The sequence below is a fragment of the Pseudomonas sp. PDM24 genome (assembly GCF_019218905.1).
GTDB lineage: Bacteria > Pseudomonadota > Gammaproteobacteria > Pseudomonadales > Pseudomonadaceae > Aquipseudomonas.
The window spans coordinates 1,103,831-1,129,516 of sequence record NZ_JAHUWR010000001.1; the positions used below are offsets into that span (position 1 = coordinate 1,103,831).

Annotated in this window: 22 protein-coding genes and 1 pseudogene; 14 read left to right on the forward strand and 9 right to left on the reverse strand. The window is 59.0% G+C overall.

Going from position 1 to position 25,686, the window contains the following annotated elements:
- Positions 1-32 precede the first annotated feature (32 nt).
- Complete coding sequence (locus KW837_RS05085; RefSeq protein ID WP_218394746.1) at positions 33-1,034, reverse strand: FecR family protein; 1,002 nt, start codon at positions 1,032-1,034, stop codon at positions 33-35.
- 325 nt (positions 1,035-1,359) lie between these two features.
- A complete protein-coding gene (locus KW837_RS05090) occupies positions 1,360-6,183 on the reverse strand; it encodes a dermonecrotic toxin domain-containing protein (RefSeq protein ID WP_218394747.1) in 4,824 nt (1,607 codons plus the stop codon).
- A gap of 267 nt (positions 6,184-6,450) precedes the next feature.
- Here KW837_RS05090 and KW837_RS05095 point away from each other — a divergent pair, with 267 nt between their 5' ends.
- Positions 6,451-7,491 carry an Ldh family oxidoreductase gene (locus KW837_RS05095; protein WP_218394748.1) on the forward strand — a complete coding sequence of 347 codons (1,041 nt, stop codon included), beginning with the start codon at positions 6,451-6,453 and terminating at the stop codon, positions 7,489-7,491.
- Between the two features lie 122 nt (positions 7,492-7,613).
- Here KW837_RS05095 and KW837_RS05100 read toward each other — a convergent pair whose 3' ends face one another.
- Positions 7,614-7,931, reverse strand: coding sequence for a YqjD family protein (locus KW837_RS05100; protein ID WP_123496796.1), 318 nt, complete (start codon positions 7,929-7,931; stop codon positions 7,614-7,616).
- Positions 7,932-8,097: 166 nt separating this feature from the next.
- Between KW837_RS05100 and KW837_RS05105 the strand changes: the two genes are divergently transcribed.
- Positions 8,098-8,349 carry a hypothetical protein gene (locus KW837_RS05105; protein ID WP_007897387.1) on the forward strand — a complete coding sequence of 84 codons (252 nt, stop codon included), beginning with the start codon at positions 8,098-8,100 and terminating at the stop codon, positions 8,347-8,349.
- Here the strand turns inward: KW837_RS05105 and KW837_RS05110 are convergent.
- Positions 8,342-9,280 (reverse strand): LysR family transcriptional regulator, encoded by a 939-nt coding sequence (locus tag KW837_RS05110; RefSeq protein WP_218394749.1) that lies wholly within the window; start codon positions 9,278-9,280, stop codon positions 8,342-8,344. The genes KW837_RS05105 and KW837_RS05110 overlap by 8 nt on opposite strands.
- Before the next feature lie 83 nt (positions 9,281-9,363).
- Here KW837_RS05110 and KW837_RS05115 point away from each other — a divergent pair, with 83 nt between their 5' ends.
- Positions 9,364-10,287 (forward strand): carbon-nitrogen hydrolase family protein, encoded by a 924-nt coding sequence (locus tag KW837_RS05115; protein ID WP_218395156.1) that lies wholly within the window; start codon positions 9,364-9,366, stop codon positions 10,285-10,287.
- A gap of 131 nt (positions 10,288-10,418) precedes the next feature.
- Here the strand turns inward: KW837_RS05115 and KW837_RS05120 are convergent.
- Positions 10,419-10,490 (reverse strand): annotated as a pseudogene (locus KW837_RS05120) (GNAT family N-acetyltransferase); the annotation flags it as partial.
- A 101-nt stretch (positions 10,491-10,591) separates the two neighbouring features.
- Between KW837_RS05120 and KW837_RS05125 the strand changes: the two are divergent.
- Positions 10,592-12,169: an alkaline phosphatase D family protein gene (locus KW837_RS05125; RefSeq protein WP_218394750.1), complete on the forward strand. Its 1,578-nt coding sequence runs from the start codon at positions 10,592-10,594 to the stop codon at positions 12,167-12,169.
- Positions 12,170-12,172: 3 nt separating this feature from the next.
- Here KW837_RS05125 and KW837_RS05130 read toward each other — a convergent pair whose 3' ends face one another.
- Both KW837_RS05130 and KW837_RS05135 read right to left on the reverse strand, forming a co-directional pair.
- On the reverse strand, positions 12,173-12,646 hold the full coding sequence (locus tag KW837_RS05130; RefSeq protein WP_008069225.1) for an LEA type 2 family protein: 474 nt from the start codon (positions 12,644-12,646) through the stop codon (positions 12,173-12,175).
- Positions 12,647-12,924: 278 nt separating this feature from the next.
- A complete protein-coding gene (locus KW837_RS05135; RefSeq protein WP_218394751.1) occupies positions 12,925-13,818 on the reverse strand; it encodes a LysR family transcriptional regulator in 894 nt (297 codons plus the stop codon).
- 101 nt (positions 13,819-13,919) lie between these two features.
- Between KW837_RS05135 and KW837_RS05140 the strand changes: the two genes are divergently transcribed.
- The 7 genes from KW837_RS05140 to KW837_RS05170 all read left to right on the forward strand — a co-directional run bounded on the left by KW837_RS05140 (position 13,920) and on the right by KW837_RS05170 (position 19,766).
- Entirely contained in the window at positions 13,920-15,011 is a 1,092-nt protein-coding gene (locus KW837_RS05140) for a polyamine ABC transporter substrate-binding protein (protein ID WP_218394752.1), read from the forward strand.
- 21 nt (positions 15,012-15,032) lie between these two features.
- Positions 15,033-15,992 (forward strand): agmatinase, encoded by a 960-nt coding sequence (gene speB, locus KW837_RS05145; RefSeq protein ID WP_218394753.1) that lies wholly within the window; start codon positions 15,033-15,035, stop codon positions 15,990-15,992.
- A 205-nt stretch (positions 15,993-16,197) separates the two neighbouring features.
- Entirely contained in the window at positions 16,198-16,914 is a 717-nt protein-coding gene (locus KW837_RS05150) for a YafY family protein (RefSeq protein ID WP_218394754.1), read from the forward strand.
- Positions 16,915-16,966: 52 nt separating this feature from the next.
- The gene (locus KW837_RS05155; protein WP_218394755.1) at positions 16,967-17,308 is read left to right on the forward strand and encodes a nuclear transport factor 2 family protein; all 342 of its coding nucleotides are present in this window, start codon (positions 16,967-16,969) and stop codon (positions 17,306-17,308) included.
- Between the two features lie 131 nt (positions 17,309-17,439).
- Complete coding sequence (gene zapE / locus KW837_RS05160) at positions 17,440-18,558, forward strand: cell division protein ZapE (protein ID WP_218394756.1); 1,119 nt, start codon at positions 17,440-17,442, stop codon at positions 18,556-18,558.
- Between the two features lie 18 nt (positions 18,559-18,576).
- Positions 18,577-19,158 carry a DinB family protein gene (locus KW837_RS05165; protein ID WP_218394757.1) on the forward strand — a complete coding sequence of 194 codons (582 nt, stop codon included), beginning with the start codon at positions 18,577-18,579 and terminating at the stop codon, positions 19,156-19,158.
- Positions 19,159-19,274: 116 nt separating this feature from the next.
- A complete protein-coding gene (locus KW837_RS05170; protein WP_218394758.1) occupies positions 19,275-19,766 on the forward strand; it encodes a GNAT family N-acetyltransferase in 492 nt (163 codons plus the stop codon).
- Positions 19,767-19,865: 99 nt separating this feature from the next.
- On the opposite strand, the gene KW837_RS05175 is transcribed toward KW837_RS05170, so the two are convergent.
- A complete protein-coding gene (locus KW837_RS05175) occupies positions 19,866-21,611 on the reverse strand; it encodes a phosphoethanolamine transferase CptA (protein ID WP_218394759.1) in 1,746 nt (581 codons plus the stop codon).
- Positions 21,612-21,807: 196 nt separating this feature from the next.
- Positions 21,808-21,990, reverse strand: coding sequence for a DUF6026 family protein (locus tag KW837_RS05180; protein WP_008069248.1), 183 nt, complete (start codon positions 21,988-21,990; stop codon positions 21,808-21,810).
- 272 nt (positions 21,991-22,262) lie between these two features.
- On the opposite strand from KW837_RS05180, the gene gnd reads away from it, so the two are divergent.
- From gnd to KW837_RS05195, 3 genes are read left to right on the forward strand one after another with little or no spacing between them, the layout of a single operon-like run.
- On the forward strand, positions 22,263-23,243 hold the full coding sequence (gnd, locus tag KW837_RS05185) for a phosphogluconate dehydrogenase (NAD(+)-dependent, decarboxylating) (RefSeq protein ID WP_008069250.1): 981 nt from the start codon (positions 22,263-22,265) through the stop codon (positions 23,241-23,243).
- Positions 23,240-24,763 (forward strand): glucose-6-phosphate dehydrogenase, encoded by a 1,524-nt coding sequence (zwf, locus tag KW837_RS05190; protein ID WP_218394760.1) that lies wholly within the window; start codon positions 23,240-23,242, stop codon positions 24,761-24,763. The genes gnd and zwf overlap by 4 nt, the downstream gene beginning before the upstream one ends.
- Entirely contained in the window at positions 24,760-25,581 is an 822-nt protein-coding gene (locus tag KW837_RS05195) for an HAD family hydrolase (protein WP_218394761.1), read from the forward strand. Before zwf ends, KW837_RS05195 begins: the two co-directional genes overlap by 4 nt.
- Positions 25,582-25,686 lie beyond the last annotated feature (105 nt).

Genomic DNA, 25,686 nt, shown 5'->3' on the forward strand with positions numbered 1-25,686 from the left:
ATGAAGGCCGCACCCCGCAAGGGTGGCGGCCTTCAGCTTTTTGGGGCTTGTTGCGGGATCGAATTGAGGACCGGACTACCGTCCTTGTTGCGGGTCAGATAGACCGGCAGCACCTTGGGTAACGAAGCCACCAGGCTATTGAGCTCTTTGATGTTGTAGACACCACCGAGGCGAATCGAGCCGGTGCTGTGGTCCGCGATCATGACGGGCTTGTTCAAATAACGATTGATCAAGGGCAGGGCATCGGTCAGCGTCAGATCATCGAGCACCAGTTTGCCGCTGCGCCACGCCAGCGAGTGGTCATTGGCAGAGACCTGGCTGATTTGCGGCGTGAAGTCACCGTGTCGATAACGTGCCTGCATGGCAGGTTCAAGACGTGAACCTTCGCCGGGCAGGGCACCGTTGCTGGTCACCAGCACGGACCCTTCGATCAGGTTCACGCGTACCTGGTCTTCATACATCCAGACGTTGAATCGGGTACCGGTGACGCGAATTCTGCCATCGGCTGCCTTGACGATAAATGGATGCTGCAGGTCATGACTGACGCTGAAGAAGGCTTCGCCTTTTTTCAGCGTGACACGACGCTGATCCTTGTAATTGCTGAACGTCAGTTCAGTGCCCAGATTCAGCTCCACCTGACTGCCGTCGCTCAGCGTGACCTGACGAACATTATCGGTCGCCTCGAAATGCTGATAGGCATTGGGCAGCCAACCCAGGTTCCATCCGGTATAGGCCGCCAGCGGCAACGCCAAGGCGCAGACGGTGGCGGCAATGCCGAAAGTGCGCCAAGGCATTGTCGGTTTGCCGCGAACAGCCGGCGCGGGAGATTCGGGACGAGGCAAATCGCCCGCAACCTCCCAGATTTCCAGCATGGCTTCGTACTCGAAGGCGTGCAGGGGATGGGCATCACGCCATTGCTCGAACGCCTGACGCTCTTCGGCTGTGCAGTCGATGGCATGCAAACGCATGCACCAGTGCGCAGCAGCATCGGTGATGGCGTCGTATTGTGCTTGGGAGAGAGAGTGGTCGGTCATTGACTCATCCTGATTTCCTGCATTCTAACCTTGAGGGGAAGTCTGCGAGAACAACCGTCATGGCATTTGCCCATCAAAGAACAACTTATTTTCACATGGACGCTCTGAAAGCCGGGCGTCTCCAGGCAGTATCCATAACTGGAGTGAAAAAAGGGTCAAGACCTCAAGGACTGATCCCACCGTCCCGGGCTGTAGCAGCTGTCGAGCCTCAGCGAGGCTGCGTTCGGTTGCGTAGCAGTCGTGAAACCGGCTAATGCGGTTACCGCAATCTGATTTATGACTGCTACGCAGCCTCGCTAGGGCTCGACAGCTGCTACGCCGGACGTCAGACAGTGGGCGGGGCTGGCACCGGATCCAGTTGTCGACCCATTTCACAGATCAAGTGAGCGATCGAGTCGGCGTTGCGCAAAATGATGTCGGCTCGCAGGTCCACCTTCCGTGGATTCAGGAAGGCGTTGCGGGCCTCATCCATCGTTTTGCAGCTCGTCGTTTTGAGGATGTCCTTACCCACATGCTCCAACCCCTCAATCGAGTCCAGACTGATCCATGACTGCAATGTTTCGTTCCAACGGGCAAACAGTTCTTCCCTCGGGGTCTCCAGGGACAGTGCCTCTCGCTGGAAGTCCTGCTGAGTCTGTTTGGTTTCCGTGCCGAAACCGATGACGGTGGCGATCAGATCGGTGAACGGACGCCTTGCCTCAAGCGTTGCAATATCTACGGTGTTTGAAAAAATATGGGAGAACTCATGAATCAGGGTAGCGGCCCGGGCATGGTCGTCGACGTCGAAAGGTTCAGTCAAACAGGACTTGTACCAATCAAGTTGCGGGTCAAAAAACAGCTCCGTGAAATGCACATGCTTCTGTGCATCGTCATGCACAACAAAAGCGATCGTACTGGTCTCGTATTTGTTTGAACCGACCACAAAACGTTCGGAGTTCATCAAGTCCTCGTGTGGGTTCACCAGCGCTGTGCAAATGGGAACGATGACCTTTTTGATTTTGTCCAGCAGGCTGGCGTCGAGGTGGTCAGCATCAAAAAAGGTTTTAAGAAAGGTATCCAGCCGCGTCCCCGGATTCAGATGTCTGAGCTGCGCCAGATTATGCAGACTGTTAAACGTGTAATAGCGAGCCATGTCTATGGCCTGCACGATCATGCGTGCTTTTTCCGGGTGTTTTATCCGAATGTCTTCCATTCCCCGCGCTTCGATATTCAGAATGTCCCGAGCCGTGCGATCAGCAACATATTGATTGTGCATTTTCGACAGGGCTTTGCCGTAATGGACCGTATGGATGTCCGGATCGATCACTAGCTGCTGGCCGGAAGCCGCCAGCAACGCGGGACCCTGCTGTCGGTCTTTGATCATTCGCCAGACCGGCCCGGTTTTGACCACGGGGTAAACCTTTCCCTCGACGGGGGCGTACGTACGATTGCTGATCGAATCCAGGTAAGTTCCATTGGTGCTGCTCTTCCTAAGATCCTTTAATGCAACGTTCGAGGCCTCGAAAGGCTGCAACACTGTGCGCATCAGGGCCGTCGGCTTCACTTTCAACCATGGCAAGGCGGCCACCGGTTTGGCAACAGGCGCGGTGGAGGTTGCTTGCGCAGGGGGCGCTGAAGCTTCCAGCGACAATTTGCCCAACGTCACCATTTGCGCGGTGCCGGCAATAAACGCCTGCAATGCCTGTTTCCAGTGATGATCCTGTAGCGCTTCGGCGGAGTTCTTGAAGTCCTTGTAGCTTTGCCACAGTAACTGCCCATAGGCGAGTTTGCCCGGCAACAGGCCCGAAATCAGTTTGATGCCGGCGCTGAAGAGGTTTTTGGCGGTTTCCCAGTCGGCCTGGCCGGTGATCTCTGACTGGCTGCCCAGCATTTTTGATAGAAGGCCGACATTATCGCTGAACAGTTGTGCAAGCAGGTTGCCGTTAATGGGGGTGGACGCGAGAGTGATTTCGCTTTGTTGTCCTACGGTGGACTTGAGCAGATTGCCGAACAAGGTTTGCTCACCCTCGGGAAGCCGACGAATGATCAGATTCTGCAGTGCTCCTGGCACATTGATCGCAGATATAACGCTGGCTTCGTTCTCGAATTCGGTGAACACGGAGCCTGTGTGGTAGGGCGCATACAGGATTTGCGGCCCTTGATGTCCGGCACCGGGGCCGATCAGGTACAGACCCAGAGTTTTAACGGCCGTGGCACCTGCCGTCTTGATCAGTTCCAGCGGCCTGACGATGGCGTGGGCACCTGTTACAGCCGCGCGGGCAATGGCGTCCGGCATGTCGAGAACCTGCCAGATCAAATCGAAGGCGCTGGCACTGAGATGTTGCTGCAGTTTCAGTGCATGAGCGTGTTGCAACAGTTGCCACGGTAGTTGCTGAATAAAACGCTGCTTTCGTCTGTCGGCATCGGTGCCGGCTTGAGTCAATGCATCCGTCACCCGCGTTGCATAATCGCTGTGGATATTCAGTGACTGCACAAGCTGGCGCACGGCGTTCTGATCCAGGCGATCGGGAAGGGCCGTCGAGGTTGTCGAGGCAATCTTGAAGCCGATGCCTTGAGCTGCGTTGACAGGGTTCAGGGCAAACTCGGTCAGGCTACGCGCCGGCCCGGCCAGGGCCAGGTTGGGCGTGATTTTGATGTGGTCGGGGTCCAGTCGCGTTCCTGTGAATCGGCTGCCGAGCAGTGACACCAATCGGTCATGCACATAGGACTTCAGGGGCTGGACCCCGTGCAGGTAGTCTTTATCGTCGGTGACGCTGTTGTGGTATTGCTCCAGCAGTTCAATGTGTAACTGCTGTTCTTCGACAGGGGCCATGCCAAGCCATGCAGGCAGGGACTGTTGTCGGGTGATGGCCTGCGAGATCAACCTGGCTCTTTGCAAGTTGGTGTCGATGACCCGTTGCGTCATTTCGTTAAGCGCTTTGATCTGCTGTGCAGCGTCCAGCTTCAGGCTGCGCAGGTGTTCGCAACGGGCCAGGAAGTGGTCAATGGAGGATTGCGCAAGGCGCCGCAGGACGTTGCCCTCAATCAGTCGCAACGAGTTGAGCGTATAGCGCTGGTGGAATATGCGCTGGGCAGGGGGGAGGTTCTCCAGCAGTTCCAGGCGTTTGTTGGCGTCGAGCAGGCGCCGGTTCAATTCCGTCGTTGCGCTACTGACCGTCGCGAAGACTTCCAGTCCGGTCGCAGGCGTCCACAGAATTGCCCGGCCGGAGTGTTGAACATCGAGCCCGCCACGTTCGGTCAACAGTACGCAATTGGCCAAGGGCAGCAGATCCTTCTGCCCGGAGCACTCAAGGAGCAGTGAATAAGCGTCAGGCCTGAAACCATTGAGGGCAAGGCGCGTTTCTCGATCCGGTTGATCCGGGTTGAACACCGTATCGACAATGGCCCGGTCGGCGTCCCGCAGCATGGCGTTGAGCACTCGAAGGCTGGCTTCTCCCCGTACACCCACGGAAAGCGCGTGGGCCAGGCGCGGTTTCAGATTCTCCAGGTAAATGCGCTGCAGGGCCCCAGAGGCGATCGGCTGGGAGGCGAATTCCGCGCTGATCAGCGATTCGACATCGCTGAAGGTTTTTACGAACGCCGCGGCCCTATCCGCCAAGACCATGGAGGGCAGCTGGTTGCCAGATAACACCGGCCGGGTACTCCAGCGTCCTTGAACATCCAGCGTCAGTAATTGATCGCTGATCATGGCGCGGATATCCAGTGCCTTGTCGAATAAGGCATGGACGTCCACGGTACCGTCGCTGTGACGGAAAACCTGCAGAACGTATTCCATGTTTTGCCGTTGCTTGGTGATGATCGCCTCAAACAGCGTTTTGAATATCGAGCCTGAAATCACCTCGCCGGAGACCTGAGGCTGATTGAAACCGATGAACCGGTTACGCTCCTCCAGGCTCAGCAGGCCGTAGAGCTCATCTTCGTGACCGACCGCGCTGAATTTGCTCAGCAAGGTATCTTTGAGGTCCTGATAGTCCTTCAGCACCTGGAGTCCTTGCGTGGGGGTGTAAAGAAAGGCCTTGGAATTGGCGTGACTGATCATCAGTGCGCCCGCCAGTTCGACATAGTTGGATGCGTGTTCCCAAAGACGCACCGTCTCGAGGCTGAGTGCCGAGGACGTACTCGCCGTCGGCTGAATCAACGAGTGCAAGGCTTGGCTTTGTTCAGGGCTGATGATCTCGGCCTCGCGCTTGATCAGGAACTCTGCGCGCGCCTTTTCACAGATGGCCCGGCTGAAAAAAACGCGGCGGGATGCCCCGTCAGCCGCCGCATCGTCCCAGTAGCGCTGCAGTTTCCCGGAAAGCAGGCTGATCAGTTTGCTGGAAGCGGTCTTTACCGCGGTTTCCCATTGGAGTTGGTCGGTGCTCGTCGGCTTTTTTTCCGGATGGGAAAATTCATGAGACTGCCCGATCGGCCATCGCTGATGGCGGTAGTACGACAGTACCGCGTCACTCAGGGACATGGAGTTGATCCAGCGCCGGGGCGGGGCACTTTCCTGGTTGTCGTCATGGGCCGGTGCAATGGAGTAGAAGTTGAGTCGGGTCTGGCTTTGATCAAGGCCCGGGAATGGCGACTGCAGCAACTCATCAAGCAGCGTAGTGAGCAGCGAGCTGAGCGTTGGCAGCTTGAACAACTCGTCCAGCATGGCCTGCTCGTTCATTCGCTGGTTATTGGCGATGACGGTGCGCTGGTCTTCGAATATGTCGCCCTCGATGGCCTGAAAGCTCACCTGAATGTTGGCCGCAGCCGCTAATGTTTTACGCGCAGACAACGACATGAAAGCCAGCAGGTCATCGTCCTCGGTCGCGCTCTTCAGCTGACGTTCAAGCTGTTCGATCAAGGCTGCGCGGCTGTGGAACTTCTTTATGCCGGCGTACGGGGTATAGAGAATCTCACCGTTGTCATCCGGAGTGAGGCTCAACACGAAGCTGCCGGCCAAGGGGATGGAGGCCAAGTCTTGCGCATTGAGCAGGATTTTTTCGGCAGACATGGGCGGGGTCTGTTGATTGCGTAACGTTTGGCTGGCCAGTTCCAGATGACTGAACCATTCGAAATCCTTGCGCGTCAGCCCATGGGTTTTACCCAGATCATTCCAGTGGCCGGGCGAGTGCAGGGCTTGGGGGAAAAACAGCGGAGCGGGAGGTGTGGGCATCGTCGAGTCTCGTTCAGGGCGCTGCTGAATGCGCCTGTGGGTTGAGGCTCAAGACTAAAAGTCGCGGGGGAGTCGAAGGTGGTAGATAGTTACCACATGGCCGCCCGATGTTTGTGCAAACATGCGCCAAAGCGTCTTTTCGGCTCAATCGGTTCTGATCAGATGCTCCGGTTCAAGCGAAAGGTTGACAGGCTGCTCGTCGCCCGTTGTTAATCGGTTGGTTTTCGTACGCTGTTGCCCCCTCCAATAATTATTCTGGAGCTTCAGATGTCTGCGCTACACGATCCTGTGTCTACTGCTATCTCGCAAAACCTGTCCTTCGAAGCGCTGACGGCGTTGCTCGAGCAGATCTTCCTGCGCCACGGCACCTCGGCCGATGTCGCCAAAACCCTGGCCCTCAACTGCGCCGGTGCCGAGCGCGACGGGGCTCACAGCCACGGTGTATTCCGCATTCCCGGTTATGTATCGACGTTACAAAGTGGTTGGGTCAATGGTCAGGCTGTGCCGGTGGTCGAGGACGTGGCTTCGGGCTTTGTCCGGGTTGACGCCGCGAATGGTTTCGCCCAACCGGCCCTCGCGGCGGCGCGGCCATTGCTGGTCGAAAAAGCCCGCAGTGCCGGTATTGCGGTGCTGGCCATTCGTAATTCCCACCATTTCGCTGCCTTGTGGCCAGACGTCGAGCCGTTTGCCGATGAAGGGCTGGTGGCGCTGAGTGTGGTCAACAGCATGACCTGCGTGGTGCCGCACGGTGCCGATCGTCCGTTGTTCGGGACCAACCCGATTGCCTTCGCCGCCCCTCGGGCCAACGGTGCTCCGATCGTCTTCGACCTGGCGACCAGCGCCATCGCCCATGGCGATGTACAGATCGCTGCCCGCAAAGGCGAGCGCTTGCCGCCAGGCATGGGGGTGGACAGCCTCGGCCAGCCGACCCATGATCCAAAAGCAATCCTTGAAGGCGGCGCCTTGCTGCCGTTTGGCGGACACAAGGGCTCGGCGCTGTCGATGATGGTGGAGCTGTTGGCGGCGGCGTTGACGGGGGGCAACTTTTCTTTCGAGTTCGACTGGTCGAACCATCCGGGGGCGAAAACACCCTGGACCGGTCAACTGCTGATTGTGATCGATCCGAGCAAATCGGCGGGGCAGAATTTTGCCGAGCGCAGCCAGGAACTGGTCCGGCAGATGCACGGTGTGGGGCTCAAGCGGTTACCGGGTGATCGACGTCACGGGCAGCGCGCCAAAGCCAGGGTCGAAGGCATTGCGCTTGATCCTCAGACGCTGGCAGATCTGCGGGAACTGGCCGGGCTCTGAACCCTGAAAACGGAACCTGTGGGAGCGGGCTTGCTCGCGAAGGCGGCGGCACAGTCAACATTGATGTTGCCTGACACACCGCTTTCGCGAGCAAGCCCGCTCCCACATAGGTTGCGCTTGGCTTAACGACGACCCAACAACAGCCCCACCACCAAACCGAATCCGGCGGAGATGGCCACGGTTTGCCAGGGATGACCGCCGATGTAGATTTCACTGGCTTCGACCGCAGGCCTGGTCCGGTCACGCATACTGGAAACTGAACCCCGGGCCTGCTGGAGCTTCTGGGCGATTTGCCCTCGAAGGGTGTCCGCTTCTTCACCGACCAGTGAAGCACTGCTTTTCAGCAGTTTTTCCGACTCTTCGATCAGGGCCTGAAGTTCGCTGAAGACCTGATCCTTGATTTGATCATCGGCGACTTGATCGATGATTTTGCGGGCCATTAGAGTACTCCTTGCAGATAAACGGGCAGTGAACAATGGAGTCTGGCGCTATGGCAAAAGTTGCAGTCTTTTTGCGTGGCGACTCCACCCCGAAGAAAAATCCAGGGCAGGACATTTCCTCCTACAGTGTAAGATGTCGCCTATTTTACGCAGCAGGTAATCTTCCATGAGCTTCAATCTGGCCGACAAACCCCTTGCCGAGCGCGCGGCGCTTGAAGATGAAAAATCCCGTCTGTTCGAACTCTGGCAAAACAACCTGGGTAAATCCAAGGGCGAAGCCGCACGGTTGTTCGGTGAGCGTGCCAAGCGCAAAGGCAAATGGGCCGAGTGGGTCCGCGCCGAACTCGACGGCATGTCGCCCCCGGAATTCGCCAACATGGTGCGCAGTGAAGTCAATCGCCTGATGGCGGCTAAATAAGCTTCCAGACACCATTCCCCTGTTGGGAAAAGGTCGCGATAATCGCCTCGCGCACTTTCAACACCACCGGATCGAGCTGCGTACTGGTTCGCCAGCCCAGCTCGATCGGATAGCGCGGTAGCGTCAAAGGGCAGGGCAGTAGCGCCAGTCCGCTAAGCGCGGCGATACTTCGAGCCGCATGGGCTGGAATAGTCGCAACCGCCTGACTGCCCTTGAGCAGATGCGGCAACGCGGCAAAGTGCGTGGTTGACGCGCATACCCGCCGACTCAGTCCCAACGCCGCCAAGCCTTCATCGGTAATCCCGATAAAACCGCCCGATGACACCAGAATGTGTTCGCGGGCGACGAACGCCTCAAGGCTGAGAGTCTCTTGTCCCTCGGCCAGACTGAGAGGGTCCACCAGGCACAGATAATCCCCTTCACCCAGCACCTGACGACTGAGCAAACGCTCGGCAAACCCGCCTGCCGTGATCGCCAGATCGATGCTGCGCTCCATCAAGGCCTGGGCGACGATCTGGCTGTGGGTCTGGCGAAAGATCAGCCGCAGTTTCGGCGCGCGGTCCGCGATCTCTTCAATCAATCGTCGCCCGTAGGCGATTTCGAAATCATCTGACAAACCCACCGTCACCGAACGTCCGTCGTAGTGATTCGCCGCCGGATCGACCATCGCCAGACTCTGGCGGCATTTGTTCAGCGCATCGCTGACTACCGGTTTCAACTGATTGGCCTTGAGTGTCGGCGCAAGACCTCGGCCGGTACGCACGAACAGCTGATCGCCATACACCTCGCGCAATCGGCGCAACGCCGCGCTGACCGCCGATTGCGTCACGCCCAGACGTAGTGCGGCACGGCTGGCGCTGGATTCCTCATGCAGGGCTTCGAAGACTTTGAGCAGATTGAGATCGACGGTGGCGATATTCATTTGGTTCATATCATTCAGCAGTGAGTCGGGCTTTGTTCATGATCCTGTGGCGCCGGACAATGAGCAACACCTCATTACTCGGAGTCATCGCGATGCCCAAGTCCATCGTTGCTGCGCTGCAAATCGGCGCCTTGCCCGGCGGCAAGGCTGAAACCCTCGATCAAATCCTCTCCTGGGAAACCGCCATTATCGAATCCGGTGCCGCGCTGGTGGTCATGCCGGAGGCGTTGCTCGGCGGGTACCCCAAAGGCGAAGGCTTCGGTACGCAGCTCGGCTATCGACTGCCGGAAGGTCGTGAAGCGTTTGCGCAGTATTTCGACAACGCCATAGACGTGCCCGGTGCCGAAACTGAAGCCTTGGCCGGATTGGCCTCACGCACCGGGGCCAATCTGGTGATCGGCGTGATCGAGCGCGCGGGTAGCACGTTATATTGCACCGCGTTGTATTTCGACCCGCAGGCCGGACTGGTCGCCAAGCATCGCAAACTGATGCCCACCGGTACCGAACGGCTGATCTGGGGCAAGGGCGATGGCTCGACCTTGCCGGTGATCGACAGCCAGGTCGGGCGAATCGGCGCCGTGGTGTGCTGGGAAAACATGATGCCGCTGCTGCGCACCGCGATGTACGCCAAAGGCGTGGAGGTCTGGTGTGCGCCGACCGTGGACGAGCGGGAAATGTGGCAGGTGAGCATGCGCCACATCGCCCATGAAGGACGCTGCTTTGTCGTCAGCGCCTGTCAGGTCCAGGCCTCGCCGCAAGTCTTGGGCGTGGACATCGCCAACTGGCCGGCGGAGCGCCCGTTGATTGCCGGCGGCAGCGTGATTGTCGGGCCCATGGGCGACATTCTCGCCGGGCCGCTGCGTGACGAAGCGGGTTTGCTGACTGCCGAAATCGACACCGAGGACCTGATCCGCGCCCGTTACGACTACGACGTGGTCGGGCACTACGCGCGCCCGGACGTATTTGAATTGACGGTGGATGAGCGGGCCAAACCGGGCGTGCGGTTCAACGTATAACTTAATGTGGGAGCGGCGGTGCGACGATTCGACTTGTTCGCGAAGAGGGCGTGTCAGTCGACATTAATATTGCCTGACACACCGCCTTCGCGAGCAAGCCCGCTCCCACAGTGGATCTTCAGCGCAGTTGAAGCCTCGGCATCGGCCAGTTCCAGCGGGCGCAAGATCAGTCGTTCGGTGTAGAGCGTTGGAGCGGCGTGCATCGTGGGTGACCTCCTTGTAGGGACGGGTGGTGCGCGATGCGCAGCGTCGATTGTCGTCTAGTCTCTAGGCGTTCACACCCCTGTCAACGGATGGACTGTCCATGAGTTTGTTACTCGGCCCGATTCTGCAATTTCGTGGCATCAACAGTAATGTCTATAACGTGTCTGCCCTAGTGGTTTTACCTTTGGGTGAATCATCACCCAGCGTAAAAGTCCCCGGCGGTGTCACTGCCGGCAAACCGTTGGCCATCGCCGATATCCCGTTGCTCAGTCCTCAGTACCGCGTCTGGCGCATCGATTTCAAAGCGCTGCAAGACCAGGCTGTTGCCAGCACTTACACGATCAAGATAGAGGGTGCGCAGGCCAACTTCGTCGTTCCGGCCGAGGGCCAGTCGCCGCGCATAGCCTATGTGTCGTGCAACGGCTTTTCGAACCCCAAGGACATGGAGAAGGTGGACAGGAACCATGAGCGCTGGGAGCACATGTGGGGGGCTCATCAAAGCAAGCCCTATCACCTGTTGTTGATGGGGGGCGATCAGGTTTACAGCGATGACATGCGCAGCAATCTGTCGTCGATGAAAACATGGTTTGCCAAACCCTTCGCCGAGCGCAAAAAGGCGGTCTACAGCAAAGTGATCGAAGCCGATCTGGACAAGTTCTTCGCCAGACTCTACCTGGAGCGCTGGAAACAGCCTGAGGTCGCGAAGCTGCTCAGCGCCGTTCCGACGGTAATGATGTGGGACGACCATGACATCATCGATGGCTGGGGTTCCTACGATGAGATTCTGCATTCAAGCCCGGTGTTCCAGGGGCTGTTTGCCACGGCCAAACGCTATTTCAGGATTTTCCAACAGCAACTGATCCAGACTCATCCGCACCTCAAACCGTCCGCTGATACCCACCCTTGTGCGATTCCCGATACCGCTGACGGCTTTCACCTGGGGTTTACCGGCCTGGGCGAATTGGCATTGCTGGTTCCCGACTTGCGCAGCGAACGTGCGCCGGATTTGACGACTGCGCCGGCTCGGCAAACCCGGATCATTTCGCCCGTCAGTTGGGATGCGATTTATGCCTGGCTGGGCAAGGCCAAGGGGCATAAGCACTTGCTGCTGATGTCGAGTATTCCCGTGGGTTACCTTGATTTGCAGGCGGCGGAAAAGGCACTGGACCTGATCTCGGGGCAACAGGAGCTTGAGGACGATTTGCGCGACCATTGGCGAAGCCTGCCCCACCGGGACGAACGCAAGCGGCTGATCATGCGTCTGCTGGATTTCGCCCATGCCGAGTCATGCAAGGTCACGCTGGTGTCCGGTGATGTTCATGTGGCAGGGGCCTGCGTGATCGAATCGACGTTGTCCCGGCATCGCAATGATGGTTCGGGATTGATCTACCAATTGATTTCGACCGGGGTCGTGCATCCTGCACCGCCGGTGCTGGCAGTGCAGTTTCTGGAGTCCATTGGCAAGCACCAGGAACAGATCGACTACGGCATCACCGGAACCATGTTGCCCATTGGTGCACGGGGACGTTACCTGATCGCCGCTCGAAACTGGCTGGCGATAGAGCCGGATGAAGACAGCACCGGCAAAAGTCGGCTGTGGGCCAATTGGCACGTAGAAGGCATCAAACATTGTGTGACCCAGGTGATCGATCCGGTTAAGCCGTGGGCCGAACCGTGAGCGTTACCACGTGCCGGTGGTCGGCTCCGGCAGGCGGAGTTTGCCGCGATCAAGGAAACGCATCGTGCCGAACACGCCACCAGCCAGTTTGCCCCGAAGCACGTAAGGCAGATTGTTCAGTGTCTGCGTCTGACCCAGCCCGAGGGTCTGACGCAGCACCGAGAAGGCCGAAACGCTCACCGGCACCACGATCACCGCTTCGGAAAACCGCGGAATCGAGCCCGACTGGTCGCTGACACCAGAGGCGAGGGATTGACCGTTCACCTCCAGATCCAGGGCCACGCCGTTGTAGTCGATCGCCGTTTCATTGGGGTTCTGCACGCGCAGTTTTACCGCGAAACGCACTTCCAGTTCCTGGCTTGGCAGTGGCTCGATACCGACCACATTGATGTTCAGCGGGTCGTGTTGGGGGAACAGGGCGCAGGCGCTCAGGGAGAGCAACAGGAGGGACAGAGACAGGGCAAACAATCTGCGCATGGACAGGTTCTCGTAAAGAAAAAGGCCGAGCCGCTCGTGGCTCGGCTCTTGAGTATTACGCACGGTCTACCTGTGCGACAGCCGCAGGTGAAACGGGTTCACTCTCCACGCCGGTGAACCAGGCAAGGTCAAAAGATCGCAGCCTTTCGGCAGCTCCGCAATGAAAATACTGTAGGAGCGAGGCTTGCCCGCGAAGAATACGCCGCGGTTTTTCAGGTATTACGCGTCATCGTTCTTCGCGGGCAAGCCTCGCTCCTACGGGGCAAGCCAATTGCTCTTCAAGCAAACGCCGCAAGCAAATCCTCTTCAAAGGCTTTTTGCGCATCCCCCGGCACCTGCGCGCGATGGCGGGCCAGATGGAACGCCACCTCAAAACTCATGTCGCCCTGGCGCACGGCGCGCAGCAACCCTTTGTCTTCCCAACTGCGGGCGAAGTGATCGGGCAGGTAGCCAACGTGCTTGCCGGAAAGAATAAAGGCGAGGGTGCCTTCGACCTGCTCGGAACGGGCCGAACACATTTTTCCCTGAAACGGCTCGTCGCTGCGCAGGAAGCGGTAAGGGTGATCGACCCGGTCGCAGGCCTGAAGCGCCTGATCGTCAGGCGCCTCATCGGTGAACAACGGATGCCCCGGGGCGCAATACAGGTGCTGGGTTTCAGTGAACAGTTCGCGGTAGTCAAAAGCGCTTTGCGCCAGCGAGAAATAGCCGATCGCCAGGTCCAGCCGTTGTTGCAGCAACAGCCGCTCCATTTCGCCGGGCATGGCGCTGATCAACTCGATACGCACCGACTCGTCCCGTTCGCGAAAGCGCCGGATCGCCTCGGCAACCCGTTGCAGCACCGATTGATCAAGTGCTTCGGACAAGCCCAGGCGCACTTCGCCGATCAAGCGTCCCGCCACGCCGTTGGATTGATGACGGAACGCTTCAATCGATTCGAACAAGGCACGAATGGCAAGGAGCAGCTGTTCGCCCTTGGGGGTGATTTTGAACCCGCCCTTGCCGCGACTGCACAGGCGATAGCCGAGCCGGGTTTCGAGCCTGGCCATCTGCTGGCTGATGCTTGACTGGCTCAGCCCCAGCTCCCCCTGAGCCGCGCTGAAACCACCGCATTCCACCACGCTGACGAACAGGCGCAGCAGCTGCAGGTCGAGGTCATGAAGTTGACCGAGCATCAAACATTACTCCGCAATAAAGTCAGGATAATTAACTTGGTATTTTTCCAATGTAACTGACGACGCATCCTGCAGTCACTTCCTCCGGTCAGGTGTTCGTCATGGCTCCGCTCTTCAAGCTGTGTTTACCCGCACTGTTCCTCGCCATGGCCGTGCCGGCCCAGGCCGAGGAAAAAGTCCTCAATCTCTACAGTTGGGCCGATTACGTCGCGCCCGACGCCTTGCGGCGGTTCGAAAAGGAAACCGGCATCCACGTGCGCTACGACACGTTCGATACACCGCAAGTGCTGGAAACCAAGCTGCTCACCGGCGGCAGTGGCTACGACGTGGTGGTACCGTCGTCCAGCGTTCTGGCCCGTGGGCTGGCGGCGGGTGCGCTGAGGGAAATTCCTCACGATGGCCTCAAGGGTTACGCCAACCTCGATCCGGACATGCTGGAAAAACTGGCGGCGGTCGACCCCGGCAATCGTTATGGCGTGCCTTATACCTGGGGCACGCTCGGGTTGGGAATGAATGTCGAAGCAGTGCAGCAGCGCTTGCCCAACGTACCGCTCAACAGCCTGGACCTGTTGTTCAAACCCGAATACGCCAGCAAGTTGAAAGATTGCGGCATCGCGATTCTCGACTCGCCCCAAGAGGTGATCGGCCTGGCGCTGCACTATCTGGGTAAAGATCCCTACAGCACCGACAAGGCTGATCTGACAGCCGCCGATGCACTATTGCGTCAGTTACAGCCGTCGGTGCTGTACGTCGCCACCGGGCGGCAGATCAACGATCTGGCCAATGGTAGCGTCTGCCTGGCATTGACCTACAACGGTGACGCGAGCATGGCCGCCGATCAGGCGCGCAAGGCCAACAAGCCGTTCGAAGTGGCCTACCGCATTCCGCGGGAGGGCACGCTGGTGTGGCAGGACAACCTGGCGATTCCCAAGGACGCGCCGCACCCCGAAGCCGCCCGGGCCTTCATCGAGTTCATGTTGCGTCCCGAATCTGTCGCCGCGCTGACCAATACGTTGTTCTTCGCCACGGCCAATCGGGCGGCGACGCCTTTGGTGGATGAGGCGGTGCGCAGCGATCCCGACATCTACCCGCAGAGCGAAGTACGTGAGCGGCTGTACGCCGACCGCAGCATGAGCCTCAAGGACATGCGTCAGCGCACCCGCTTGTGGACCACTTTCCGTAGCCGCCAATAAGCCAATAACAAGGAATACACCATGGACGTCCCTGCACAGAACGATCAGGCCATGACCCGCGACAGTCTTTACGGGACTGCCGCCGAAAGCACCTACGCCGGCATCACCAGTTTCATGCGCCGCCGCTACAGCCGCGACTTGCGTGGCGTCGACGTGGTGGTCAGCGGCGTGCCGTTCGACACTGCCACCAGCAATCGTCCCGGCGCGCGTTTCGGACCGCGCGGCATTCGGGCGGCGTCCACCGGGATCGCCTGGGCACGCCATTGGCCGTGGACGTTTGACCCGTTCGATCACTTGGCGGTGATCGACTACGGCGATTGCGCCTTCGACTACGGCACGCCGCAGTCGGTGCCGGATAGCATCGAAGCCCACGCCGAGCACATCCTGAGCGGTGGTTGCGCGATGCTGACGTTTGGCGGCGATCACTTCATCAGTTATCCGCTGCTCAAGGCCCATGCCCGTCAGCATGGCCCGTTGTCATTGATTCACTTCGACGCCCACAGCGACACCTGGCCGGATGAGGAGGGCAAGCGCGTCGATCACGGCACGATGTTCTGGCATGCGGCCAAAGAAGGGTGGGTGGATCCGTCGCGCTCGGTGCAGATCGGATTGCGTACCACCAATGACGATCATCAGGGCTTTCAGGTACTGGATGCGCGGCAGGTGCATCGGCAAGGGTGCGAAGCGATCGTCGAGGCGATTCGTGCCCGGGTCGGTGATCATCCGGTGTACCTGACCTTCGACATCGACTGCCTCGACCCGGCCTTTGCGCCGGGCACCGGAACGCCGGTGTGCGGCGGTTTGAGCACGGTGCAGGCGCTGGAGATTCTCGGCGGTTTGCGCGGGATCAACCTGGTGGGGATGGACGTGGTGGAAGTGGCGCCGGCCTACGACAGCGCGGACATTACCTCACTGGCAGCGGCGACATTGGCCATGGAGATGCTGTGTTTGTATGCGGCCAGGCATAAGGTCGATCGGTAGTTTTTGTGGTGTCTGGTATGGCGCCTTCGCGGGCAAGCCTCGCTCCTACAGGTTTTGTGTCGTGCCCAAATCACGCGGCAATCGCTGTACCTGTAGGAGCGAGGCTTGCCCGCGAAGCTTTTCAGACCGACCAATCGCTCCTGCCAGTTTCTGACAACAGCCTCTGCTAAGCTCCGACGACTTTTCAGGAAAGAGCCTGCCGACCGTGTCGCGAACCAGCCGTTTACTGACTTTGTTACAAGTGCTGCGGGGCAAAAGTCGTCCGGTGACGGCGGCGACATTGGCCAGCGAACTGGAGATTTCCGAGCGCACGCTGTACCGCGATATCGCGGAACTGACCGCGCTCGGCGCACCGATTTTTGGCGAGGCGGGGATCGGCTACGTATTGCGCAGCGGTCTGTTTCTGCCGCCCTTGATGCTCAATGCCGATGAGACCGAAGCCATCGTGCTTGGCTTGCGTTACGTGGATCAGCGTGGCGATGAGGTGTTGGGCAAAGCCGCGGCCGATGCCCTGGCAAAAATCGCCGCGGTACTCGACCCCTCCGCCCAGGAGGCCTTGCGCAATCCGACGGTGCTGCCGGGTCCGCCGGGTTATGGCTATCCGCAAAATGCCGTGCCTTTGAACGTGTTTCGCCAAGCCATCCGCGATCAGGCCAAGCTGCACATCGACTACGCGGACGCCAATCAGGTGCCGAGTCAGCGGCTGATCTGGCCACTGGCTCTGGGTTTTCTCAACGAGGTGCGGATCATCGTCGCCTGGTGTGAGTTGCGCAGTGCCTATCGCACCTTTCGCACCGACCGGATCTCAGCCGCCAGCGAGCAGGGTGAGCGCTATCCGGGGCGGCGCAGCGACCTGTTGCGCACCTGGCGCAAGCAGATGCAACTCGACGAAGCAGGGCGTTTCACTCCTGACAAGAATTGACACAGGCTTGTTTTAGCATGGCTCCAGAATCAACTCACAAGGAGCCGTAAACATGTCCAATCCAGCCTCTTCACTGGCCCCCGCCATCGCCGCCTACATTGCCGCTGCCAATGCTCGCGACACGTCGAAGGTTGCCAGTTTTTTCGCTGAGGATGCCAACGTGTTCGATGAGGGGCAGCATCAGGTCGGCACACAAGCCATCGCCCAATGGATGCAAGACACCGCACAACGTTATCAGCCCCGGGTCGAGGTGCTCGACGTTCAACTGCGCACCGGCAAAGTGCTGGTGCACAATCTGATCTCCGGAACGTTCCCTGGCAGCCCGCTGGAACTGCGCTACATGTTCCGCCTCAATGAGCAGGGCAAGATTGCCCGACTGGACATCTCGCTGTAACCCGGCGCGAAACCTGTGGGAGCGGGCTTGCTCGCGAAAGCGGTGTTCATTCAGCATTGATGTGGCTGACCCGACGCCTTCGCGAGCAAGCCCGCTCCCACATGGATTGCGTTTTACCTATACTGCCGCGCATGAATGTCGACTCTCCCTTAAGCGCCTGGCAACACGCCATCGAACAGAAGGGCTTCGTCCAGGACGAAGCTCAGGAACATGCCGTGTGGGCGTTGCAAAAATGCCATGAAGCCTTGCATGAAGACCGCGCGTCCATTACCGGTGTGTACCTCTGGGGGCCGGTCGGGCGGGGCAAGACCTGGTTGATGGATCAGTTCTACCAAAACCTGCGCGTCCCGGCCCGACGTCAGCACTTTCATCATTTCATGGGCTGGGTGCATCAGCGCTCCTTTCAATTGACCGGCACCGCCGACCCATTGAAAGCGCTGGCCCGCGAGCTGAGCCAGGAAGTGCGGGTGCTGTGTTTCGATGAACTGTTCGTCAACGACATCGGTGACGCGATCATTCTCGGGCGTTTGTTTCAGGTGATGTTCGAGCAGGGCGTGGTGGTGGTCTGCACCTCCAATCAACCGCCGGATCAGCTGTATGCAGATGGCTTCAATCGTGACCGGTTCGTGCCGGCTATTGCTGCAATCAAACAACACATGCAGGTGATAGCGGTGGATGGCGGGGAAGATCATCGCTTGCATCCTGGCGCCGGTCTGCAGCGTTACTGGGTGAACGTACCGGGTCAGCCCGGCGCGCTGAGCGAGGTGTTCAAAGCCTTGACCGTCGGCCAGTCGCTGTCCAGCGATCCGGTCAAGATCGGCTACCGTTCGGTCAATGTTATGCAGGCCAGTCAAACCGTGCTCTGGTGCCGTTACACCGAGCTCTGCGAGCAGCCCTTTGCCGCCATGGACTTCATGGCCCTGTGCGACACTTTCAGCGCTATTCTGTTGAGCGACGTGCCGAACCTCAGCGCGCAAAAACGCGAAGGGCGCATTGCCCGCGGCACTGAAGACGGCGTCGAAAGGGTGGCGGCGGGGGATCGCGAGTTGCCGCAGTTGTCGATGCATGACGATGGCGTGCGGCGGTTCATCGCCCTGGTGGACGAATGCTACGACCGCAAGGTGCCGCTGTACCTCGAGGCGCAGGTGCCGATGGAGGCGTTGTACACCGAGGGCTATCTGGAGTTTCCGTTTCGTCGCACCCTTAGTCGTCTGCAGGAAATGCAGCTCAAACGTTTCGCCGAGGTTTGATATCCGGGAGGAGCGAACATGAATCAGCCCTTGTCCCACCATTTGCTGACCATGGCCTATCAGAACGCTTGGGCCAATCACCGACTGGCCAAGGCCTGGCTTCAGCTAAGCCCGGCCGAACTGGCAGCGCCGCGAGTCAGTTTCTTTCCCAGCCTCAGCGCGACCCTCAATCACATTCTGACCTGTGACTGGTTCTATATGGATGCACTGGAGCGGGAGTTGCGCGGTGACGAACCGCATCCCGATTGCTACGTGTTTTTCAACGAAGACGAGCCGTTCGCCCACGGCGCCGATCTCAAGCGCGAGCAAGCCCTGGTGGACCGTCGACTGATTGCCTACTGCGAGCAACTGCGCGACGCAGACCTCGGACGGCTCGTGACCATCGCGCGCGACACCCCGCAACATGACAGCCGTTTGCGCATGCTGTCCCATTTGTTCGAGCATCAGATTCATCATCGCGGGCAGGTTCACGCGATGCTCAGTGGCACCTCGGTCACGCCGCCGCAACTGGACGAGTTTTTCTGTGCCGGTGAGGCAAAACTGAGGGCTGAGGATTTTGCCGAGCTGGGATGGACCGAGGCATTGATCTGGGGCGTTTGAGAGGGAACGATCACAACAGGATCCGGTTGTTGGCACCCCGGCACTCGCGATAAGGTCGTCAGACCTTTCAGCGCGCAAGAAGCGAGCTGGGGCAACTTGTGTGATTGAGGGTGGAAATGGAATCCGCAGAAATTCTTGTGCTTCAGGCCAGCTACACCAACCCGGTGCATGCCGAGGCGATTTGTCTTGTATTGAACCACTACGCCGAAGACCCAATGGGCGGCGGTCACCCGTTACCCGCCGATAGATTGCGACAACTGCCGGGGGAACTGGCCAAACGTCCCCATGCCTTCAGCGTACTGGCGTTTGTCGGCGGCGAGCCGGCAGGGTTGGTCAACTGTTTTGAAGGTTTTTCGACCTTCGCCTGCCGGCCATTGGTGAACGTGCACGATGTGGCGGTGGTGTCGAAGTTTCGCGGGTTGGGGTTGAGCCAGAAGATGCTGCACAAAGTCGAAGACATCGCGCGCCAGCGCGGCTGCTGCAAAATCACTCTGGAAGTACTGGAAGGTAACGCGGTGGCTCAGGGGGCTTATGGCAAATTCGGTTTTGCGCCAGGCATGTTCGACCCGGCGCATGGCCGGATGCTGTTCTGGATCAAAGCGCTTTAATGCGCAGTCCTGATGAACCGCTTTTTGTAGGAGCCAGGCTTGCCGGCGAAGGCGTCCTTAAGTGCGCCTTCGCCGGCAAGCCTGGCTCCTACAAAAAAACTACTGCTGAACGACTTCCGGCGTGATAGGTGCGCCCTTGGGTTTCATCAGGCTGAAGTCGATCAGCGGCCTCTGCTTACGCGCATAAGGGTCGCCGATCATCAATGGCCGAGGCTTGAAGCTGTCGCTGACCAGGCTTTTGCTGCGGTCCAGTTCATCGAAACTCAGGCCGGCCAGATCCGCCCACGTGTGAATCAGTTGCGAGCTGCTGTACGGCCGGCTCAGATCGCCGGCAAAACTCCAGTCATGGGTTTCGCGCCATTTCGGCGAGGCCCAGGCCATGAACGGAATGGTGTACATCGGCGCCGTCGGCTTGCTCTCGTTGCGGCCCAGGGTTTTATGGCCTACGGAGTCGAAGACGTCTTCGCCATGGTCGGAGAGGTACAGCAGGAAGCCGTTCGGATCAGACTTGGCGTAGTCCTTGATCAGGCTCGACACCACGAAGTCGTTGTACAGCACTGCGTTGTCATAGCTGTTGTACGTCGGCACCTGATCGTCACGCACACCGTCCGGAACGCCTTTGCGGTCAGTGAACTTGTTGAATGTCGGCGGGTAACGGTACTGGTAGCTCATGTGCGTGCCGAGCAAATGCACAACGATCAGCTTGCGTGGTGCCGCATCGGCCAGCGCCTTGTTGAACGGCTCTATCACATCGCCATCGTACTGGGCGGCGTTCTGGTTGCGGTTGTTGTTCAGGTACACCTGCTCGTCGGCCTGCTCGGAGAAGGTCGTGAGCATGGTGTTGCGCTTGGTCATGGTCTGCTGGTTGGTGATCCAGAAAGTCTTGTAACCCGCCTGTTTCATCATGCTGACCAGCGACGGTGTCGACAGGTACAGGTCCGGGTTTTCTTCGTCGGCGAACGTCAGCACTTGCTGCAACGCCTCGATGGTGTAGGGGCGTGGCGTAATGACGTTATCGAAAACCGCCAGTTGGTCCTTGAGCTTGTCCAGTTCCGGCGTGGTTTGCCGAGGGTAGCCGTACAGGCTCATACGCTGACGGTTGGTGGACTCGCCGATCACCAGCACCAGGGTCGCCGGCTGATTGGCCATCGAATCGGAGAGGTTCTTGAGCGGTGGAATTTTGCTGGCGCTGTGAAGCATGTCTTGCATGCCGGCCAGGGTATCGAGGTAACGGTGATAGGCCACGGCCATCTGCCAAGGCACGGCGGGCTCGATGCGGGTTTCGAACTTCTCGAAGCCGCCCGCCAGGCTGCCGCTGCGTGCGGTGTGCTTGATTAGCGGGTAACCGACCACGGCTAGCAGAATTGCCGTCGCCGCGACCAATGCCTGACCACGTGGCAGGTACACCGGACGCAAGCGGGTCCACAGGAAATACGCGAACGCGGTGTGGGCGAGGAACGCCAGTACCATCCACCAGGCAAAATACTGGGTCATGTACTCGCCGGCTTCAGACACGTTCGATTCGAACATGATGAAGATGACGCTCTGGGAAAATTCCTGCTGATAGATGAAGAAATAACCGAGGCTGGCCATCGAACAGGCCCACAGGACCACGCCGATCAGTGCGGACATCACCCGTGTTTTTCTGGGGAACAGCAGCATCGGCGCGAGCCAGATGGCGCTCATCACAAAGGCCTGGCGGAACCCGGTAAAACCGGAGGTGCCCGTCAGTTGAATCAGCAGTTGGGTGATGCCGGAAAAATACCAGAAGAACAGAAATAACCAGAGAAATCCTGCCCAATCAAAACCTTTCGCAGACGTTTTGCTGCGTTTAAACAAAGCCATTCAGCACTCCAGCCTGATAATTACTTCGGCCGTCGGCACTCTCCTTGTCGCAGACGAGCGGGCGCCGCGTGGATACCGAGCGGCCACAATGAGCCGGAGTATCAACAAGAAGGTGTGAAAAGTTTGTGAGTTGCCAGAGCTGGCAGGGTTGCAGCGAGTCGGAAACAGCAGCGGCTGCTTCCGAGTCAAACGAGGGTCAGGCGTGGGGGGCGCGTTGGGTGACGGGCAAGGGCTGAGCCTGATTGCCTTGGGTCAGCAGGCGCAATTGGGCGACTTCCCGCTTCAACTGGTCGCGCTCATCTTTCAACTGGCGCAGTTCATCGCGACGGATCGTGACGTAAAGGGTTTGTGCTGGCAGTGCTGTGTGTACGGTGCCCATTGCTCACCTCGCAAATGGCTGTCTCAACTGTAAGTTCGCTCCCGATTTCGGGTGCTCACTTACTATCGGCGCCGATTTTGATTTCTTTTGCCCCTGAAGGGAACTTTTTTATTTTTCATGGTCGTTGTGTCTTCGGTACGATTCCCGACGTTATCAGTCTGGATCGGGCACAATGCCCGGAAACTTCATCCCCATACGCTGGACTAACTCGAATGAGTCGCGTTGGGCTATAACCTTTGACACACTTTATTTGTAGTAGGGAGCATCAGTACATGCAACTCGGGATTATTGGACTGGGCCGCATGGGCGGTAATATTGCGCGGCGCCTGATGCTCAACGGACATACCACCGTTGTTTACGACCGCAATAGCGCCTTTGTCGATACCCTGGCTGAAGAAGGCGCCACCGGTGTTGCCGACTTGCCAGCCCTGGTCGCTGGCCTGGCCAAACCACGCGCGGTGTGGGTCATGCTGCCCGCCGGCGCACCGACCGAAGACACCATCGACACCCTGAGTACCTTGCTTGAAGCGGGCGATACCATCATCGATGGCGGCAACACCTTCTATAAGGATGACATCCGCCGGGCCAAAACCTTGTCGGAAAAAGGCCTGCACTACATTGACGTCGGCACCTCCGGCGGCGTCTGGGGCCTGGAGCGTGGTTACTGCATGATGATCGGCGGCGATGCCGACACCGTTAGGCGTCTTGACCCGCTGTTCGAAACGCTGGCCCCGGGCATGGGCGATATCCCGCGCACCAAGGATCGCCAGTCCGATGACGATCGCGCCGAGCGCGGTTACATCCACGCAGGCCCGGCCGGTTCTGGCCATTTCGTGAAAATGATTCACAACGGCATCGAATACGGAATGATGCAGGCCTTCGCCGAAGGCTTTGACATCCTCAAGACCAAAGCCAGCACCAACCTGCCGGAAGACCAGCGTTTCGACCTGAACGTTGCCGACATCGCCGAAGTCTGGCGTCGTGGCAGCGTGGTATCGTCCTGGCTGCTTGACCTGACCGCCGACGCACTGGCCAGCGATCCGAAGCTCGACGGCTATTCAGGTTCGGTGGCTGACAGCGGTGAAGGTCGCTGGACCATCGAAGCGGCCATGGAGCAATCGGTACCGGTACCGGTGCTGTCGAACTCGCTGTTCTCGCGCTACCGTTCGCGCGGGCAAGGCACCTTTGGCGACAAGATTCTCTCGGCCCAGCGCTTCGGCTTCGGCGGCCATGTGGAGACCCCGAAAAAATGACCCATGTGATCCGCAGGAAATCCAAGGCAGAACCCGCACCGCCTACCACGCTGTTTCTGTTCGGTGCCCATGGTGATCTGGTCAAGCGCCTGCTGATGCCGGCGCTGTACAACCTGAGTCGCGACGGTTTGCTGGGGAATGGACTGCGGATCATCGGCGTTGATCACAACGCTATCAGTGACGAAGCCTTCGCCAAAAAGCTCGAAGATTTCATTCGGGTGGAAGTGGCGGCCAAGGTTGGCAAGGGCGATCAAGCCCTTGATCCGGCGTTGTGGGCCAAACTGGCCAAGCACATCAGCTATGTCCAGGGCGACTTCCTTGACGAACGCACCTACGAAGCGCTGGCGGCGAAAATCGCCGACAGCGGCACGGGCAATGCGATTTTCTATCTGGCCACCGCGCCACGCTTTTTCAGCGAAGTGGTGCGGCGTCTCGGTGCTGCCGGATTGCTGCAAGAAACCCCCGATGCCTTCAGAAGGGTGGTGATCGAAAAGCCTTTCGGCTCCGATCTGCATACCGCAGAAGCCTTGAACGCGTGCTTGCTCAAAGTGATGACGGAAAAGCAGATCTACCGGATCGATCACTATCTGGGCAAGGAAACCGTGCAGAACATTCTGGTCAGCCGGTTCTCCAACAGCCTGTTCGAAGCCTTCTGGAACAACCATTACATCGACCACGTGCAAATCACCGCCGCCGAAACCGTCGGCGTGGAAACCCGTGGCAGTTTTTATGAGGTCACCGGCGCCCTGCGGGACATGGTGCCCAATCACCTGTTCCAATTATTGGCGATGGTGGCCATGGAACCACCGGCCGCTTTTGGCGCCGATGCGGTACGCGGCGAAAAAGCCAAAGTTGTCGGCGCGATCCGCCCCTGGTCGACCGAGGAAGCGCGAGCCAACTCGGTGCGCGGCCAATACACCGCCGGCCAGATCAATGGCGAGCCGCTGCCCGGTTATCGCCAGGAAGCCAACGTGGCGCCCGACAGCACGACCGAAACCTATGTCGCGCTCAAAGTCATGATCGACAACTGGCGCTGGGTCGGCGTGCCGTTCTACCTGCGCACCGGCAAGCGTATGAGCGCGCGCGACACCGAGATTGTCATTTGCTTCAAGCCGGCGCCGTATGCGCAGTTCCGCGACACCGAGGTCGATGAGTTGCAGCCGACCTACCTGCGGATCCAGATTCAACCCAACGAAGGCATGTGGTTCGACCTGCTGGCCAAGCGGCCGGGGCCGGCGTTGAACATGGCCAATATCGAGCTGGGTTTTGCCTACAAGGATTTCTTTGAGATGCAGCCATCGACCGGCTATGAAACCCTGATCTACGACTGCCTGACCGGCGATCAGACGCTGTTCCAGCGCGCCGACAACATCGAGAACGGCTGGCGCGCCGTGCAGCCATTCCTCGATGCCTGGCAGCAGGACGCAACGGTGGAGAACTACGCGGCCGGCGAAGACGGACCTCAGATTGCTGATGAGCTGCTCACCCGCGATGGTCGCGTCTGGCACAGCGTCGGATGAGTGAGATAACGCAACAGCCCATCCGTTTTCTGCTCAGCGACATGGACGGCACGTTACTGCTCCCTGATCACAGCCTCAGTCAGCGCACGATCGAAGCGGTCCGCGCCTTGCGCGAGGCTGGCGTACTGTTCAGCCTGGCCACCGGACGTCCGCCTAAAGCCATGCTGCAACAGATCGAAGCCCTGGGTGTCGATCTGCCGACGGCGGCCTTCAATGGCGGCACCCTCGTAAACCCGGGCGGCAGTGTGCTGGTTGCACATTATTTGCCGGCAACGGCGGCGCTGACGGCGCTGACATTGTTTGCCGATCAGCCGGACATTGAAGTCTGGGTGTTCAGTGGCGGCGACTGGCTGTTGAAAGATCCGTACGGCCCGATGGTCCCGCGAGAGCAGCACGGCTTGGGTTATCCGCCGGTGGTGGTCGAGAATTTCGAGCCTTACCTTGCACGTATCGACAAAATCGTCGCGGCCAGCAACAACGCCGAACTGTTGATCGAACTGGAAGCGCAGTTGCTGCCCAAGGTCGAAGGGCAGGCGCAGGTTTCGCGTTCACAACCGATCTATCTGGACGTGACGGCGATGCTGGCTAACAAGGGCGAGGCATTGGCGACACTGGCCGAGTTTCTCGGGGTGCCGCTGGAACAGACCGCCGCCATGGGTGACGGTGGCAATGACCCGGCGATGTTTCACCGGGCCGGGTTGTCGATCGCCATGGGGCAGGCGGAAGAGGCGGTGAAGCGTCAGGCCGACGTGGTGACCGGAGCCAATACCGAAGACGGCGCGGCCCAGGCGATTGAGAAGTACATCCTTCCTCGATAACGACACAAAACCAATGTGGGAGCGGGCTTGCTCGCGAAGAGGCCGTCACATTCAGCATCGTTGTTGAATGACATATCGCCTTCGCGAGCAAGCCCGCTCCCACAT